Origin of the sequence: Streptococcus sp. SPS1 (assembly GCF_030439915.1) — a bacterium.
GTDB lineage: Bacteria > Bacillota > Bacilli > Lactobacillales > Streptococcaceae > Streptococcus.
This window is the reverse complement of the sequence record NZ_JAQFJG010000003.1, coordinates 13,045-27,650: the sequence shown is the minus strand read 5'-3', so window position 1 is coordinate 27,650 and position 14,606 is coordinate 13,045. Positions and strand designations below refer to the sequence as shown.

Genomic DNA, 14,606 nt, shown 5'->3' with positions numbered 1-14,606 from the left:
CCAAAATAAACTGATGATTCTATTTTACCATAAATATAGGAGATTTGTGAATATTTATAAAATGATTTTCTAAAAAAATCTGACTACATCTTGTAATCAGATTTTATCGTTTCTAGTTCATTTCTTTAAAGGCTGCTTCTGCATCTGCGTTGCTGATAACACCAAATTGAATCTTTCCAATCTTTCCTTGACTATCAATTAGGTATTCTGTAGGAATGCTTCGAATTTGATAAGCTTGGAAGGTAGTTGCTTTGGTATCATAAAGAACTGGGATATCCTTATAACCTTGATCTTGGAACCATTGGGGGAATTGCTCAACAGTTTTTTCACCTTGAATTCCTGGTGCAATAACACTAAGAATTTCGAAATCGCGATCTGGTTTTGCCGCTAGTTCCATCAACTCAGGCATACTTTTCTTACATGGACCACACCAGGAAGCCCAAAACTTCAAGTAAACCTTTTTACCCTTAAAATCAGATAACTTAACTTCTTTGCCATCCATGGATTGTAAGGTGAAGTCTGGAGCCTCTTTTCCAACAGCGATTTGTTGTACAGTCGTTTGTTGTTTTGGCTGTTGTGCTGCTTGAGTCTTTTTAGTCTCTTCCTCACCACAGGCCATCAATACAACTAATGACAAGAGGCTTAAGCCAGCAAACATTACTTTTTTCATTTGTTCTCCTTTATTCAAAAATTCCAGCTAGAACATTTACTTGTCCTAATAGTAACAAAATTCCCATTAAAATAATGAGGAAACCACCAATTTTCTTCAGTAGCATCATATGACGCTTGATTTTACTAAAATAAGGCATGACTAGGCCTGAAGCTAGGGCCAAGACCAAGAAAGGAAGGGCCATGCCCAGAGTGTAAATGAGAGTATAGATTGCTCCTTGCCAAGCGCCATTACCTCCAGAAGCCGCAAGTGCTAAAACAGAACTTAAAACTGGACCAATACAAGGCGTCCAACCGAAGCTAAAGGTAATACCAAGTAAAAAGGCCGACCAATAACGATTGGCTTCTGATTTCTTAAAAGTAAAGCTTTTTTGAACCTCTAATTTCTTAAAATGAAAAATTTCCATCTGGTGAAGGCCCAAAATAATGATAATCGTACCCATGGTATAGCGAAACCAATTGGCATAGAGAATATGACCAAAGTAACCAGCACCAAATCCTAGAATAAAGAAAATGAGTGAAATGCCTGCGATAAAGCAAAGTGTTCGAATCAAACCTGACCAAGCAACTTTTCTCCCAAACAAGGAAAAACTTTTTGCACTTTCCTGATCATCCAATAAAATTCCAGCATAAACTGGCAGAAGAGGAAAAATACAGGGAGAAAAGAAGGACAAGACCCCTGCTAAAAAAACGGAGATTGAAAATACTATCGTTTCCAATAAAGAACCAACTTTCTTAAGATTTCTAATCCTATTTTACTATAATCAATTTTATTTGTATGATTTCTGCTACGCAAATTGAATTATCCTATAATGGAATAATCTTATCCTTTACTAGTCGATTCGAATTTTGCACCCTATACACAAAAAAAGCCTGTCACACAAGCTCAAATGCTTGATATGACAGGCTTTTCAAAGGCTGATTATTTAACAGCGTCTTTAAGAGCTTTACCAGCTTTGAATGCTGGAACTTTAGAAGCTGCAATTGTGATTTCTTTACCAGTTTGTGGGTTGCGACCTTTACGTGCAGCACGCTCACGAACTTCAAAGTTACCAAAACCGATCAATTGAACTTTTTCACCAGCTGCAAGATAGTCAGCTACTGCTGCAAATACAGCTTCAACTGCTGCTGCTGAGTCTTTCTTAGTCAATTCTGTAGCTTCTGCTACTTTAGCGATCAAATCTTGTTTGTTTGCCATGTTAATGATTCCTCCAAATAATTTCTAATTAACAAATATAATCATATCCTAAAATCCCTTTTAGGTCAAGTTAAAAACGCTATTTCTTCCCATTTTCTTTATTTTTTTAGGAGTGGTAACGTACCAAAATAGCCCAAGCGTTCTCACCCGTGTGAGTTTGAATAATAGAACCTGTTTCCAAAACAGAAATTGGTTTTTCAACATAGGCTTGTAAGCTTTCTTTCATCTCTTTTGCCCAATCAGCACTACCAGAATATGATATTCCAATCTCTGCTACAGAACGTTCAGAGAGCGATGTTATCAACTCATCTAACCATTTTTTAAAAGTTTTAGCTCCACGACCTTTAACCATTGGCTGCAATTCATGGTCTTTCATCTGCATGACAACACGGATATTGAGAAGTGAGCTCAACAATCCAGTTACACGGCCAATTCGTCCACCTTTGACAAGATTTTCCAAAGTTGAAACGCCAATATAAAGTTCTGTGTGGTTTTTAACCTCTTCTACATGAGATAAAATTGTCTCCATGTCTTTGCCTTCTTGAGCTAATCTAGCAGCCTCAACAACTTGGAATTTCAAGGCTTGGTCAGTGAAGGAACTATCAACAACAGTCACATCTGCAGTAGATAAACTAGCACCCTGGCGTGCTGCTTCTACAGTACCAGAAAGGGCATGGGACATATGAATAGCAAGAATCTGGCTACCATCCTTGCATAGGTCTTCAAAAACTTCAGCGAAGACACCTACAGGTGGCTGACTTGTTTTCGGAAGATTCTTAGCTTCTTGCATCAACTGAAGAAATTTACCTTCTTCTTTTAAATCAGCATCAGAATAAACAACATTATCAATCATTACAGATAATGGAACAATTGTAATATCTAATTGCTTTACTAGTTCTGGTTCAATAGTAACAGATGAATCGGTTACAATCTTAATTTTTGTCATAGTATCAATCTTTCTATTTTAGGATTCAGATTGGTTTTCTTACTTCTAATTATATCAAAAAAAGATTAAAAATCCTAATGGAGTCACTCAAATTTTCCGTAAAAATTTGATATAATCAACTTATAAGAAAAGAGGTGTCCTATGATTAAAAAAATTTATCCCATTTTAACCATTTTACTAGGTGCTGCTATTTATGCTTTTGGGCTGACTTATTTTGTAGTTCCTCATCATCTCTTTGAAGGAGGGGCGACAGGCATTACCCTTATCACCTTTTATCTTTTTAAAATCCCTGTTTCTCTCATGAACCTGCTGATTAACATTCCCCTTTTCATCCTAGCTTGGAAAATCTTTGGAGCAAAATCTCTCTATTCTAGTTTGCTTGGAACCTTATCTTTGTCCGCCTGGTTGGTTTTTTTTGAGCGTATTCCCATTCATATTGATCTTCAGGGTGATTTACTGATCACAGCCCTTATAGCGGGAATCCTATTGGGAATTGGCCTTGGAATTATTTTTAATGCTGGAGGTACAACTGGCGGAACTGATATTCTAGCTCGTATTCTCAACAAATACACTCATATATCAATGGGGAAACTACTGTTTATCTTAGATTTTTGTATTCTCATGCTCATTCTCCTTATCTTCAAAGATTTGAGATTGGTTTCCTACACACTCTTATTTGATTTTATCGTTTCGCGTGTTATTGATTTGATTGGCGAAGGTGGCTACGCAGGTAAAGGCTTTATGATTATCACAAAACGTCCTGACCAACTTGCTAAGGCGATTAATGATGACCTAGGTAGAGGCGTTACTTTTATTTCTGGTCAAGGCTACTATAGTCAAAAAGATTTGAAGATTATCTACTGTATTGTCGGTAGGAATGAGATTGTGAAAATGAAGGAAATGATTCATCGAATCGATCCGCAAGCCTTTATAACCATTACAGAAGCCCACGAAATCCTTGGAGAAGGATTTACCTTTGAAAAAGAATAAAAAGAGGTAGTGTAGTGACCTCAAAAGTTAGACTAATTCATCTACCTTTTGGGTTACAAACAACCTCTTTTTTAATTACCAAAACTCTTAAGACCAATTCCGAGCTACTTCTTCATCAGCTTTTAACTGATCCACTAATTGGTCAACTGAGTCAAATTTGGTCATATCTCGAATGCGATCAAGCCAATAAACCATGACGGTTTCCCCATAAATATCTTGATTAAAATCAAAAATATTGACTTCAAAACGTGCTTCTTCTCCATCAAAGGTCACATTTTTCCCGACACTAGCCATAGCACGATACTTCTGTCTTTGAATCTCAACATCAACGACATAAACGCCATCTGCTGGCATATAAGTACGATCTAAAAGCACCAAATTAGCTGTTGGATAACCAATCGTACGACCACGAGCATTGCCATGAACCACCATACCTCTTGATGGAAGCGGTGCCCCCAAAAGTTCTCCTGCTTCTTTCACATTTCCATCTAAAATAGCTTGACGGATACGAGTTGAACTAATCTTTCCTTTCTCATCTTCTACAGGTGGAACAATGATAACTTCTCCATCAAAGTAATCCTTTAAATCTTCTGCCTTTTTTTGGTCAGAACCAAATGTATAATCAAAACCTGCAACAATAATTTTGGCATTCATAGCCTTGATATAAGTTGCAAAAAATTCTTCTGCCGTGAGACTAGCAAATTGACTACTAAAATCAAGGAGATATAATTCTTCTACACCTTCACGCTTTAGTTTCCTCTCACGTTCAGCAGGGTTCAAAATATGTAAAAACAGATCAGGATGATAAGGCTCTAAAGCGATCTTTGGAGATTCATTAAAGGTCATAACCACGATAGGCAACAAATCCTTTCTCGCAGCCTTATTGGCAACACGAAATAATTCTTGATGCCCCTTGTGTATACCATCAAAATAGCCGAGAACAACGACTGAATCAGATGGTGTGCCAATATCTTTTTGGTTTTTTATAGGAATAGTAATAATCATAAACTAATTATATCATAGCGATAGCTATTTCTGGAACAGAAAATCTGAAATGTCGTTTTTTTCACCTGAAGTGTATCATTTTAGAAGTATTTTGTTTTTCAAATCATAATAAAGTACAAGAGATTGAGTCAAGAATCTTAAAATCAGAAAAACGCATTATATCAGCTACCTAAGACTTGATATAATGCGTTTACTTAATATGAAACGGTCTACTGAATTTCTTCAAAATAAACTTCCAGTAGCCTTTTCACTTTCTTTTAATAAGTTCCTTCTTCACCTTGACTAGTCAAGATAACAGGACCATCTTTCGTAATCACGAATTGGTGTTCATACTGACATGACAATCCACCGTCGATGGTCTTATGGGCCCAACCGGTCTTCATATCTGTATCAATTTCCCAGTCACCTGTATTGATCATTGGTTCAATAGTCAAGACCATTCCTTCACGAAGACGAAGTCCACGACCAGCAATACCATAGTTAGGAACCATTGGTTCTTCGTGCATGGTTGGGCCAACACCATGACCAACCAAATCACGCACTACACCGTAACCACGGCTTTCAGCGTATTCTTGAATAGCCGCACCGATATCCCCGATACGATTTCCAACAACAGCTTGCTCAATCCCCTTGTACATAGCTTCTTTGGTTACATCCATCAAGTTTTTCACTTCTTCGGACGGTGTACCTACAGCATAAGCCCAACAAGAGTCTGCTAGACCACCAGAATAGCTCTGAGTGTATTTCTTCATTTGCTCAACATTGTTGAAGTTTAATTTTGAGACATTCAAATCAGATTTGGCAATTGGGCCTCCCAAAACCATATCAACTTTGAGCAAATCACCATCTTTCAAGATATAGTGACGAGGGAAAGCATGAGCCACTTCATCATTAAGAGAGCAGCAGGTAGCATAAGGATAGTCCATCATGGCACCGTCAACTCCAATCTGAAGCGGAAGGAAATTTTCTTCCTTACAACGACGGCGAACGTATTCTTCAACTTCCCACATATCTAGGCCAGGCTTAATCACATCACGTAAGCCGATATGAATACTTGCTAGAAAATCACCGGCCTTATCCATAGCTTCAATTTCACGAGCTGATTTTAATGTTATCATTTTTTCTCCTAGTTTCTAATTAATTTTAACAGTCACATTTGCTTTTGAAACAATCTGATGACCATGATAAATATCGTAATCAATAATAGCTGACCGTCTAGTATGGTGGATAATACGTGCTTGAATGCGCAGTATATCATCTATCTGAACAGCCTGCAAAAAGTAGATCAGCATTTGCTCGATGATGAGGTTGCGCCCACTATTCACAACTAAATCTTGGGTCATATGGGTCAGAATTTCTGCCAAAACACCATTAGCCAAAACACCATTTTTCTCTAGCATAAAGGGCTCAACTGTAATGACTACTTCATCATGGTGATAAGAAAGTTTTTGACCAATCTGCTCTGAAAAAGTTGGTAAGGTAGAAACTTGAGAACGGCTCATCTTTTCCATGACATCTCGTCTGGTCACAACTCCAAGCAAGGTTTGATTATTCCGAACAACTGGTACCATTTCAAAGTCTTCAGCAATCATCCGTTGACTCACATTGGCAATATTTGTCGATAATCCAACCAAAAATAGACTACGAGACATGACCTTATCAATTGTCGTACTTGGTGACTTATCACCCGCATCTCTCATAGTAACAACCCCAACAACGACCTGATGTTGATTGATAACAGGGAAACGACTACTACGATTCTTACGAACTAAGTCCAAATAATCTTTAACGGTGTCGGTCTCTCTCAGAAAACCATACTCATGACTCGGACGATAAAGTTTCTCAACTGTCAGAATATCAGTCTTGATTTGGACATTTGACAAGGCTTTATTGATCATGGTCGCGACAGTGAAAGTGTCATGCTTGCTTCTCAGAACAGGAATTCCTTTTTGATTGGCCAGTTTAAGAACATCATCATGAATCTGAAATCCCCCTGTAACCAAAACGGCATTTTCATTTTCAAGTGCTAACAGTTGGATACGGGTACGGTCTCCGACAATCAAGAGTCCCCCATCATGAAGGTAAGACAAAATATTTTGTTCGGTCATAGCACCGATTGAAAACTTACTAAATTCTCTCTCTAAACCTTCTTGCCCAGCCAGAACCTCAGAAGAAGTCACTTCTGCTATCTCAGCAAAAGTTAATCTTTCGATAGCAACTTTCTGGGATTTAACACGGATAGTACCACTTCTTGGACGAGTCTCTACAATTCCACGATTTTCAGCTTCTTTAATGGCCCGATAAGCCGTTCCATCACTGACTCCCAGATGATTTGAAATACTACGAACACTGACCCTTTTACCAACAGGTAATTCTTCCAAATAGCTTAGAATTTCTTGGTGTTTACTCATTAACTTCTCCCTTTACAAAGCGAAACTCAAGATAATCTCGCATTTTCCTTGTATAGCGATCACTTCCTCTAAACTGACGAAACAAACGGAATCCAGACTTAAGAGCAACCCGTTGGCTAGCTTCATTTTCAAGGTGGGTAATGATAGATAATTGTTTTAAGTCAAATTCCTCAAAAGAAAGCTGACAAATTTTTCTAACAACCTCTGTCATAAATCCTTGCGACCAAGCATCTTTTCTCAAAAAATAGCCAAGTTCTGCTTCTTTTTTAATTTCATCTAACTTTTCAAACTTAACAGAACCAATCATTTTTTCAGTTTTCTGGTCACAAATAGCCCATACTCCCAAAGGGGACTTCATAAAGTAATTGGTCAGTGCATATTGACTTTCTTCCAGACTTGCCTGAGTCGGGAAAATAAATTGAAGATTTTCTGGATTTGAGGCTATCTCATGGAAGTCTTGACTATCACTAAAAAAGAAAGGACGCAAATACAAGCGATCCGTTTCAAAAAAAGAAAACATTGCTAATTTGGTCCAAATATTCATAAACACCTCTACGGTTTAATCCTCAACAAGTGTAATATCCGCTCCTAGATTACGTAATTTTTCGATAATATCAGAATAACCACGTAAGATAAACTCGATATTGGTAATTTCAGTTTGTCCCTCGGCCATCAAGCCAGCAATAACCAAAGCTGCACCAGCTCTTAAGTCGGTCGCTTTAACACTGGCTCCACGCAAATTACGTCCACCCGTGTACAAAATATGACCATTTGTTGTCGAAATATCCGCATCCATCTTTGCTAGTTCAAAAACATGATTTACACGTTTTTCGTAAATCGTATCGACAATTGTACCACGACCATTAGCTGTTAGTAAAAGAGGAGTAAGTGGTTGTTGCAAATCAGTTGCAAAGCCCGGGTAAGGAGCTGTCTTAATATTGATTGCTTTCAAATTAGACTGCTCTTCGACAAAAATGCTGTCTTCAGATACAGTCATTCTCACTCCCATTTCTTCCAACTTAGCAATAAATCCTTCTAGGTGTTCGTAAAGAACATTATTGATACGAATTCCTTTACCAACTGCAGCAGCTAAAGAAATATATGTTCCAGCTTCAATACGATCTGGAATCACCTGATGACGGGTTCCATGTAATCTTTCAACACCATCAATAATGATGATATTAGTTCCTGCCCCACGGATATGGGCACCCATATTATTCAAGAGAGTAGCTACATCAATAATCTCAGGTTCACGGGCTGCATTTTCAATAATAGTACGACCATTCGCTTTAACCGCAGCAATCATCGTATTGATCGTTGCCCCTACACTAACCGTATCCATGTAAATACTTGCGCCATGGAGTCCTGTATCTTTAGCAGATAACTTCATGTTATCTCCCTCGTAGCTAACAGTGGCACCCATAGCTTCAAACGCCTTAAGGTGTAAGTCAATCGGACGAGGACCAAGATCACATCCTCCCGGTAGGCCAACTGTCGCTTCACCAAAACGCCCCAAGAGGCTCCCATAAAAATAGTAAGATGCACGAAGACTGTTGATTTTTCCATAAGGCATTGGAATATTTTGAACACCTCTTGGATCAATCTCCAATACATCGTCATAACGCTTAACAGTAGCTCCCATCAATTCCATAATTTCGACAAGACTCGCTACATCCGAAATATCTGGAACACAATCCAAAGTCACCACATCATCAGCCAAGATAATAGCCGGAATTAAGGCCACAACACTATTTTTAGCACCACTAATAGTGATTTCACCTTGTAGTGGTAATCCACCATTGATAACAATTTTTCTCATTCTAAGTTTTCAATACTCTTTCAAGATTTCTAATAAGGTCTTTAAAATAAATTATATCATAAATGCAACCTTTTTTCCATTCTTTTCAATTTTATTGGATAAATCAAAGTTGACGAGTTAGTAACTGAATTACTAATATTCAATGAAAATCAAAGAGCAAACTAGGAAACTAGCCGCAGGCTGCTCAAAACACTGTTTTGAGGTTGTAGATAAGACTGACGAAGTCAGTCACATATATACGGCAAGGCGACGTTGACGTGATTTGAAGAGATTTTCGAAGAGTATAATCTTTCTCGAAGCGCTATTACCCCCTTTTTGCCCCCTAAATACAAAAATGGCTCTATAATATTTGTAGTGGGTAAATCCCCTATAGATATTATGGAGCCGTTTTTATTGTAGAAAAAAAGTCCCATAAGCTCTATAATGAAAAGCGACCAAACCATCATTAGAAAGAATCCTATGGAACAATTACATTTTATCACAAAACTACTAGACATTAAAGACCCTAATATCCAATTTATGGATGTCATCAATAGGAATACCCACAAAGAAATCATCGCTAAACTGGACTATGAGGCCCCATCTTGCCCTGATTGTGGAAGGCAAATGAAGAAATATGACTTTCAAAAACCGTCTAAGATCCCTTACCTAGAAACGAGTGGTATGGCTACTAGAATTCTACTTAGAAAATGTCGTTTTAAGTGCTATCAGTGTTCAAAAATGATGGTTGCTGAGACTCCTCTAGTAAAGAAAAATCATCAAATCCCTCGTATCATCAACCAAAAAATTGCTCAGAAGCTGATTGAAAAAACTTCTATGACTGATATTGCCCATCAGCTGGCCATCTCAACTTCAACTGTCATTCGCAAGCTCAATGATTTCCGTTTTAAGCATGATTTTTCTCGTCTGCCTGAGATTATGTCTTGGGATGAGTACTCCTTTACAAAGGGAAAAATGAGTTTCATTGCACAAGATTTTGAAAAGCTCAATATCATCACTGTTCTCGAGGGAAGAACACAAGCTATTATTCGAAATTACTTTCTTAAATATGATAGAGTCGTCCGATGTCGAGTGAAAATCATTACTATGGATATGTTTAGCCCTTACTATGACTTGGCTAAACAGCTTTTTCCAAACGCTAAAATCGTGTTGGATCGTTTCCATATTGTCCAACACATGAGCCGTGCTATGAGTCGTATGCGTGTCCAAATCATGAATCAGTTTCATCGAAAATCCCATGAATACAAGGCTATCAAGCGTTACTGGAAACTCATCCAACAAGATAGTAGGAAACTCAGCTATAAACGTTTTTATCGCCCCACTTTTCGCATGCACTTGACGAATAAAGAAATTCTAGACAAGATTTTGAGCTATTCAGAAGACTTGAAACACCACTACCATCTCTATCAACTCTATCAACTCTTCCTTTTTCACTTTCAGAATAAGGAACCGGATAAATTTTTCGGGCTCATTGAGGACAATCTAAAGCAGGTTCATCCTCTTTTTCAGACTGTCTTTAAAACCTTCCTCAAGGATAAAGAGAAAATTGCCAACGCCCTTCAACTACCCTATTCCAACGCCAAACTGGAAGCCACCAATAATCTTATCAAACTTATCAAGCGCAATGCCTTTGGATTTCGGAACTTTGAAAACTTCAAAAAACGGATTTTTATCGCTCTGAATATCAAAAAAGAAAGGACGAAATTTGTCCTTTCTAGATATTAGCTTTTCTTCAACCCACTACAGTTGACAAAGAGCCCAAAAATAGCCCTTCGGATAAAATCCGAGGGGCTAGAAACGTTGTTAAATCAACGGCCGAACTTTTGAGTTTCAAGGTTCGGGATAAAATAGTTCACTGAACTATTTTATTTTTTCAAGTTGTAGAATGATTTCAATCCACGGTACTCAGCTACTTCACCAAGTTGATCTTCGATGCGAAGCAATTGGTTGTATTTAGCGATACGGTCTGTACGTGAAAGTGAACCAGTCTTGATTTGTCCTGCGTTAGTTGCAACTGCGATGTCAGCGATTGTTGAATCTTCAGTTTCACCTGAACGGTGTGATACAACGGCAGTGTAACCAGCTTCTTTCGCCATTTCGATAGCGTCGAATGTTTCAGTAAGAGTACCGATTTGGTTAACTTTGATAAGGATTGAGTTAGCAGCACCTTCTGCAATACCCTTTTCAAGGTAAGAAGTGTTTGTTACGAAGAAGTCGTCACCAACCAATTGAACTTTACCACCAAGACGTTCAGTAAGAGCTTTCCAACCGTCCCAGTCATTTTCATCCATACCATCTTCGATAGTGATGATTGGGTATTTGTTTACCAATTCTTCAAGGTAGTCGATTTGTTCTGCAGCAGTACGTACAGCTGCTCCTTCACCTTCAAATTTAGTGTAGTCGTAAACTTTACGTTCTTTATCGTAGAATTCTGATGAAGCACAGTCAAATCCGATAAATACATCTTTACCAGGAACATATCCAGCAGCTTCGATAGCAGCAAGGATAGTTTCAACTCCGTCTTCAGTTCCTTCAAAACGAGGAGCAAATCCACCTTCGTCACCTACGGCTGTTTCCAAACCACGAGATTTAAGGATTTTCTTAAGAGCATGGAAGATTTCAGCACCCCAACGAAGAGCTTCTTTGAATGATGGCGCACCAGCAGGTACGATCATGAATTCTTGGAAAGCGATTGGAGCGTCAGAGTGAGAACCACCGTTGATGATGTTCATCATTGGAGTTGGAAGAACTTTAGTGTTGAATCCACCAAGGTAGCTGTAAAGTGGGATTTCAAGGTAGTCAGCAGCAGCACGAGCTACAGCGATAGACACACCAAGGATTGCGTTTGCACCCAATTTACCTTTGTTAGGAGTACCGTCAAGAGCGATCATAGCACGGTCGATAGCTTGTTGATCACGTACATCGTAGCCAATGATAGCTTCAGCAATGATGTTGTTTACGTTGTCAACAGCTTTTTGTGTACCAAGACCACCGTAACGAGATTTGTCACCGTCGCGAAGTTCAACTGCTTCGTGTTCACCAGTAGAAGCTCCTGATGGAACCATACCACGTCCGAAAGCACCTGATTCAGTGTAAACTTCTACTTCAAGTGTTGGGTTACCGCGTGAGTCTAGGACTTCGCGAGCGTAAACATCAGTAATAATTGACATTTTTTACTCTCCTTATGAGTTAAATTTTTTACACCTCTATAATACCTTAAAACCCCTCCTTTTTCAAGAAAAAACGTTATCTTTGTGCAAATTTTCCTTAACTTTATAAAGTAATCGCTTTCTTTTGTCTGTTTTATTCTAACTTTTATGATATACTGTTTTCATGACAGATTTATCAAAACAATTACTTGAAAAAGCTCATGGTGGGGCAAAAATAAATCCGGATGAGCAAAGACGCTATCTTGGAACTTTTGAGGAAAGAGTTCTTGGATATGCAGATATTGACACAGCAAATAGCCCTCAGTTAGAAAAAGGATTTTTATCTATTTTAGAAAACCTTCAGGAAAAAGCAGAGCCACTATTTGTAAAGATTTCACCAACTATCGAATTTGACAAACAAGTTTTCTACTTAAAAGAAGCAAAAGAAACTGATAGTCAAGCTACCATTGTATCTGAAGAGCATACTTCTTCTCCTTTTGGCCTGATTATCCATAGCAATGCACCAGTACAAGTAGAAGAAAAGGACCTTCGACTTGCTTTTGCAAAACTTTGGGAAGGTAAAAAGGAAGAACCAGCCAAAACATCCATCTGGAAGAAATGGTTTGGCTAAATCTTGTGCATATTTAATAAATGCCCTATATTAGCAGCCGTGTGCTTCAGATAGAGACTGGCATTTTTCAAACTATCTTCTAAAGGTTCACTTTTCTCCAAAATAGAAAAGGCAGCTTGGATATTTTCAAATGGTAGGGAAGGTAAATCTTCAGCAAGACTACCACAAATAGCAATGACAGGAACTCCGACAGGGGTTCTTTTTGCTACGCCTATCGGCGCTTTCCCAGCAAAGCTTTGACTGTCCAGTCTACCTTCGCCAACGATAACCAAGTCAGCATCTAAAACTTTCTTATCAAAGTTGATTAGGTCCAAGCAGGTATCAATTCCAGACACGATATTTGCCTGAGCAAAGGCACACAAACCAGCAGCAATGCCTCCACCAGCTCCTGCTCCTTTAATTTCCAATGTTGCAGGTGAGATTTTTTCATAAAAATCTTGGATTGCCTGATCTACGACTGCAAACATAGTAGGATGTAAACCTTTTTGTTTGCCAAAAGTGTAAGTCGCACCTTGAGGACCACATAAGGGACTCACGACATCTGCTAAAATACGAATTTGCACATCTTCAGGAATTTCATAGCGATTTTCTGTTGAAACAGAAGATAAGTTCAATAAGGATTGACCGCATGCAGGCAAGACATTTCCATCCCTATCATAAAATCGATAACCTAATCCAGTAGCGATCCCAATTCCTCCGTCATTACTGGCCGTGCCACCAACGCCGATATAGATTTCTGTAATCCCTTTAGCAATGAGATGACGAAGCAACTCTCCAATACCACAAGTTTGGATTTGCAGTGGATCTCGTTTCTCTATCGGAATTTTTCCAAGGCCAACTAAATCAGCAACTTCAAATAGTGCCAGTCCCCCTTTTTGAAAATAGCGCATGGCTTCTTTTTGTCCAAAAGGTCCTGTAACTTGGATCCATTTTTCTTCTAGGTCAAGAGAATGTCGAATAGCATCAACAGTACCTTCTCCCCCATCACCAACAGGGCAGAGGAGACATTCTACATCTGCTATCGATTGTTGGAAGCCTCTTTTAATAGCTTCAGTCACCTCTTCAGCTGTCAAGCTTTCCTTAAACGAATCTGGTGCAATTACAATCTTCATATTTCCCCTCATTCTAAACAGTCAATCAAAGGAAGAACTTCTAAAAAATCTCTCTTATCAACATGATTCGGTATTTCTTTTTTGAGCACTTCTTTGGCACAAAAGGCGATTCCCAGTCCTGCTGACTTCAACATAAATAGATCATTGGCCCCGTCACCGATTGCAATCGTTCTTTCTTTAGGAAGTTTTAGTTTCTCTCTCCATTTTTCCAGAGTCTCTTTTTTGACCTGGGGACTGATAATTTGTCCAACTAATTTCCCTGTTAGAAAGCCATCTTTGACTTCAAGTTGATTGGCAGAGCAATGGGCAATGCCAAGTGATTTTGCTAATCTCTCAACTATTGGTGTAAATCCACCGGACACCAGACCAACTTGAATACCATTCTTTTGGAGAATGGAAATGAATTCCTGGGCATTTGGCGATAGATGAATAGAGTTGAAGACTTTATCAAAGACCGAAACAGGAAGACCTTCCAACAAGGACACTCTGTCTCGTAAACTGCTTTCAAAGTCTATCTCTCCTCGCATTGCCTGACTTGTAAGCTGCGCAATTTCCGCCTCACGACCTGCCTCTCTTCCAAACAAATCAATCACTTCTTCTAGGATTAAGGTTCCATCTACATCCATAACACACAAGCCTTTTACTTGAGACATTAGTTCTCCTCTCTAAACAGCCC

Annotated in this window: 15 protein-coding genes; 3 read left to right on the top strand and 12 right to left on the bottom strand. The window is 38.6% G+C overall.

What is annotated here, in order from left to right:
* Nucleotides 1–112: 112 nt before the first annotated feature.
* The 4 genes from sdbB to PCY12_RS03300 form a co-directional block, all read right to left on the bottom strand.
* The gene (gene sdbB, locus PCY12_RS03315) at nt 113–670 is read right to left on the bottom strand and encodes a thiol-disulfide oxidoreductase-associated lipoprotein SdbB (protein WP_301351509.1); all 558 of its coding nucleotides are present in this window, start codon (nt 668–670) and stop codon (nt 113–115) included.
* Nucleotides 671–680: 10 nt separating this feature from the next.
* Nucleotides 681–1,388: a thiol-disulfide oxidoreductase-associated membrane protein CcdA2 gene (ccdA2, locus tag PCY12_RS03310; protein WP_301351507.1), complete on the bottom strand. Its 708-nt coding sequence runs from the start codon at nt 1,386–1,388 to the stop codon at nt 681–683.
* Nucleotides 1,389–1,591: 203 nt separating this feature from the next.
* Entirely contained in the window at nt 1,592–1,867 is a 276-nt protein-coding gene (locus PCY12_RS03305) for an HU family DNA-binding protein (protein WP_001284637.1), read from the bottom strand.
* A 106-nt stretch (nt 1,868–1,973) separates the two neighbouring features.
* Nucleotides 1,974–2,813, bottom strand: coding sequence for a DegV family protein (locus PCY12_RS03300; RefSeq protein WP_261061081.1), 840 nt, complete (start codon nt 2,811–2,813; stop codon nt 1,974–1,976).
* Between the two features lie 141 nt (nt 2,814–2,954).
* Between PCY12_RS03300 and PCY12_RS03295 the strand changes: the two genes are divergently transcribed.
* Nucleotides 2,955–3,803, top strand: coding sequence for a YitT family protein (locus PCY12_RS03295; RefSeq protein ID WP_301351506.1), 849 nt, complete (start codon nt 2,955–2,957; stop codon nt 3,801–3,803).
* Between the two features lie 87 nt (nt 3,804–3,890).
* On the opposite strand, the gene PCY12_RS03290 is transcribed toward PCY12_RS03295, so the two are convergent.
* The 5 genes from PCY12_RS03290 to PCY12_RS03270 form a co-directional block, all read right to left on the bottom strand.
* The gene (locus tag PCY12_RS03290) at nt 3,891–4,808 is read right to left on the bottom strand and encodes a bifunctional riboflavin kinase/FAD synthetase (RefSeq protein WP_054363885.1); all 918 of its coding nucleotides are present in this window, start codon (nt 4,806–4,808) and stop codon (nt 3,891–3,893) included.
* Nucleotides 4,809–5,065: 257 nt separating this feature from the next.
* Nucleotides 5,066–5,926, bottom strand: coding sequence for a methionyl aminopeptidase (locus PCY12_RS03285; protein WP_301351504.1), 861 nt, complete (start codon nt 5,924–5,926; stop codon nt 5,066–5,068).
* A gap of 15 nt (nt 5,927–5,941) precedes the next feature.
* The gene (gene spxR, locus PCY12_RS03280) at nt 5,942–7,219 is read right to left on the bottom strand and encodes a CBS-HotDog domain-containing transcription factor SpxR (RefSeq protein WP_049511172.1); all 1,278 of its coding nucleotides are present in this window, start codon (nt 7,217–7,219) and stop codon (nt 5,942–5,944) included.
* Nucleotides 7,212–7,763 carry a GNAT family N-acetyltransferase gene (locus PCY12_RS03275; protein WP_301351503.1) on the bottom strand — a complete coding sequence of 184 codons (552 nt, stop codon included), beginning with the start codon at nt 7,761–7,763 and terminating at the stop codon, nt 7,212–7,214. The genes spxR and PCY12_RS03275 overlap by 8 nt, the downstream gene beginning before the upstream one ends.
* Before the next feature lie 15 nt (nt 7,764–7,778).
* Nucleotides 7,779–9,038: a UDP-N-acetylglucosamine 1-carboxyvinyltransferase gene (locus PCY12_RS03270; protein WP_175879955.1), complete on the bottom strand. Its 1,260-nt coding sequence runs from the start codon at nt 9,036–9,038 to the stop codon at nt 7,779–7,781.
* 459 nt (nt 9,039–9,497) lie between these two features.
* Between PCY12_RS03270 and PCY12_RS03265 the strand changes: the two genes are divergently transcribed.
* On the top strand, nt 9,498–10,763 hold the full coding sequence (locus PCY12_RS03265) for an ISL3 family transposase (RefSeq protein WP_301351501.1): 1,266 nt from the start codon (nt 9,498–9,500) through the stop codon (nt 10,761–10,763).
* Nucleotides 10,764–10,903: 140 nt separating this feature from the next.
* Here the strand turns inward: PCY12_RS03265 and eno are convergent, their stop codons facing one another.
* Nucleotides 10,904–12,208 carry a surface-displayed alpha-enolase gene (gene eno / locus PCY12_RS03260; RefSeq protein ID WP_000022821.1) on the bottom strand — a complete coding sequence of 435 codons (1,305 nt, stop codon included), beginning with the start codon at nt 12,206–12,208 and terminating at the stop codon, nt 10,904–10,906.
* Nucleotides 12,209–12,371: 163 nt separating this feature from the next.
* On the opposite strand from eno, the gene PCY12_RS03255 reads away from it, so the two are divergent.
* The gene (locus PCY12_RS03255; protein WP_301351499.1) at nt 12,372–12,818 is read left to right on the top strand and encodes a DUF1694 domain-containing protein; all 447 of its coding nucleotides are present in this window, start codon (nt 12,372–12,374) and stop codon (nt 12,816–12,818) included.
* On the opposite strand, the gene PCY12_RS03250 is transcribed toward PCY12_RS03255, so the two are convergent.
* Together PCY12_RS03250 and serB are read right to left on the bottom strand one after the other, a co-directional pair.
* Complete coding sequence (locus tag PCY12_RS03250; RefSeq protein WP_301351497.1) at nt 12,815–13,930, bottom strand: glycerate kinase; 1,116 nt, start codon at nt 13,928–13,930, stop codon at nt 12,815–12,817. The two genes, PCY12_RS03255 and PCY12_RS03250, sit on opposite strands and share 4 nt — an antisense overlap.
* Before the next feature lie 8 nt (nt 13,931–13,938).
* Complete coding sequence (gene serB / locus PCY12_RS03245) at nt 13,939–14,583, bottom strand: phosphoserine phosphatase SerB (protein WP_301351495.1); 645 nt, start codon at nt 14,581–14,583, stop codon at nt 13,939–13,941.
* Nucleotides 14,584–14,606: the final 23 nt, after the last annotated feature.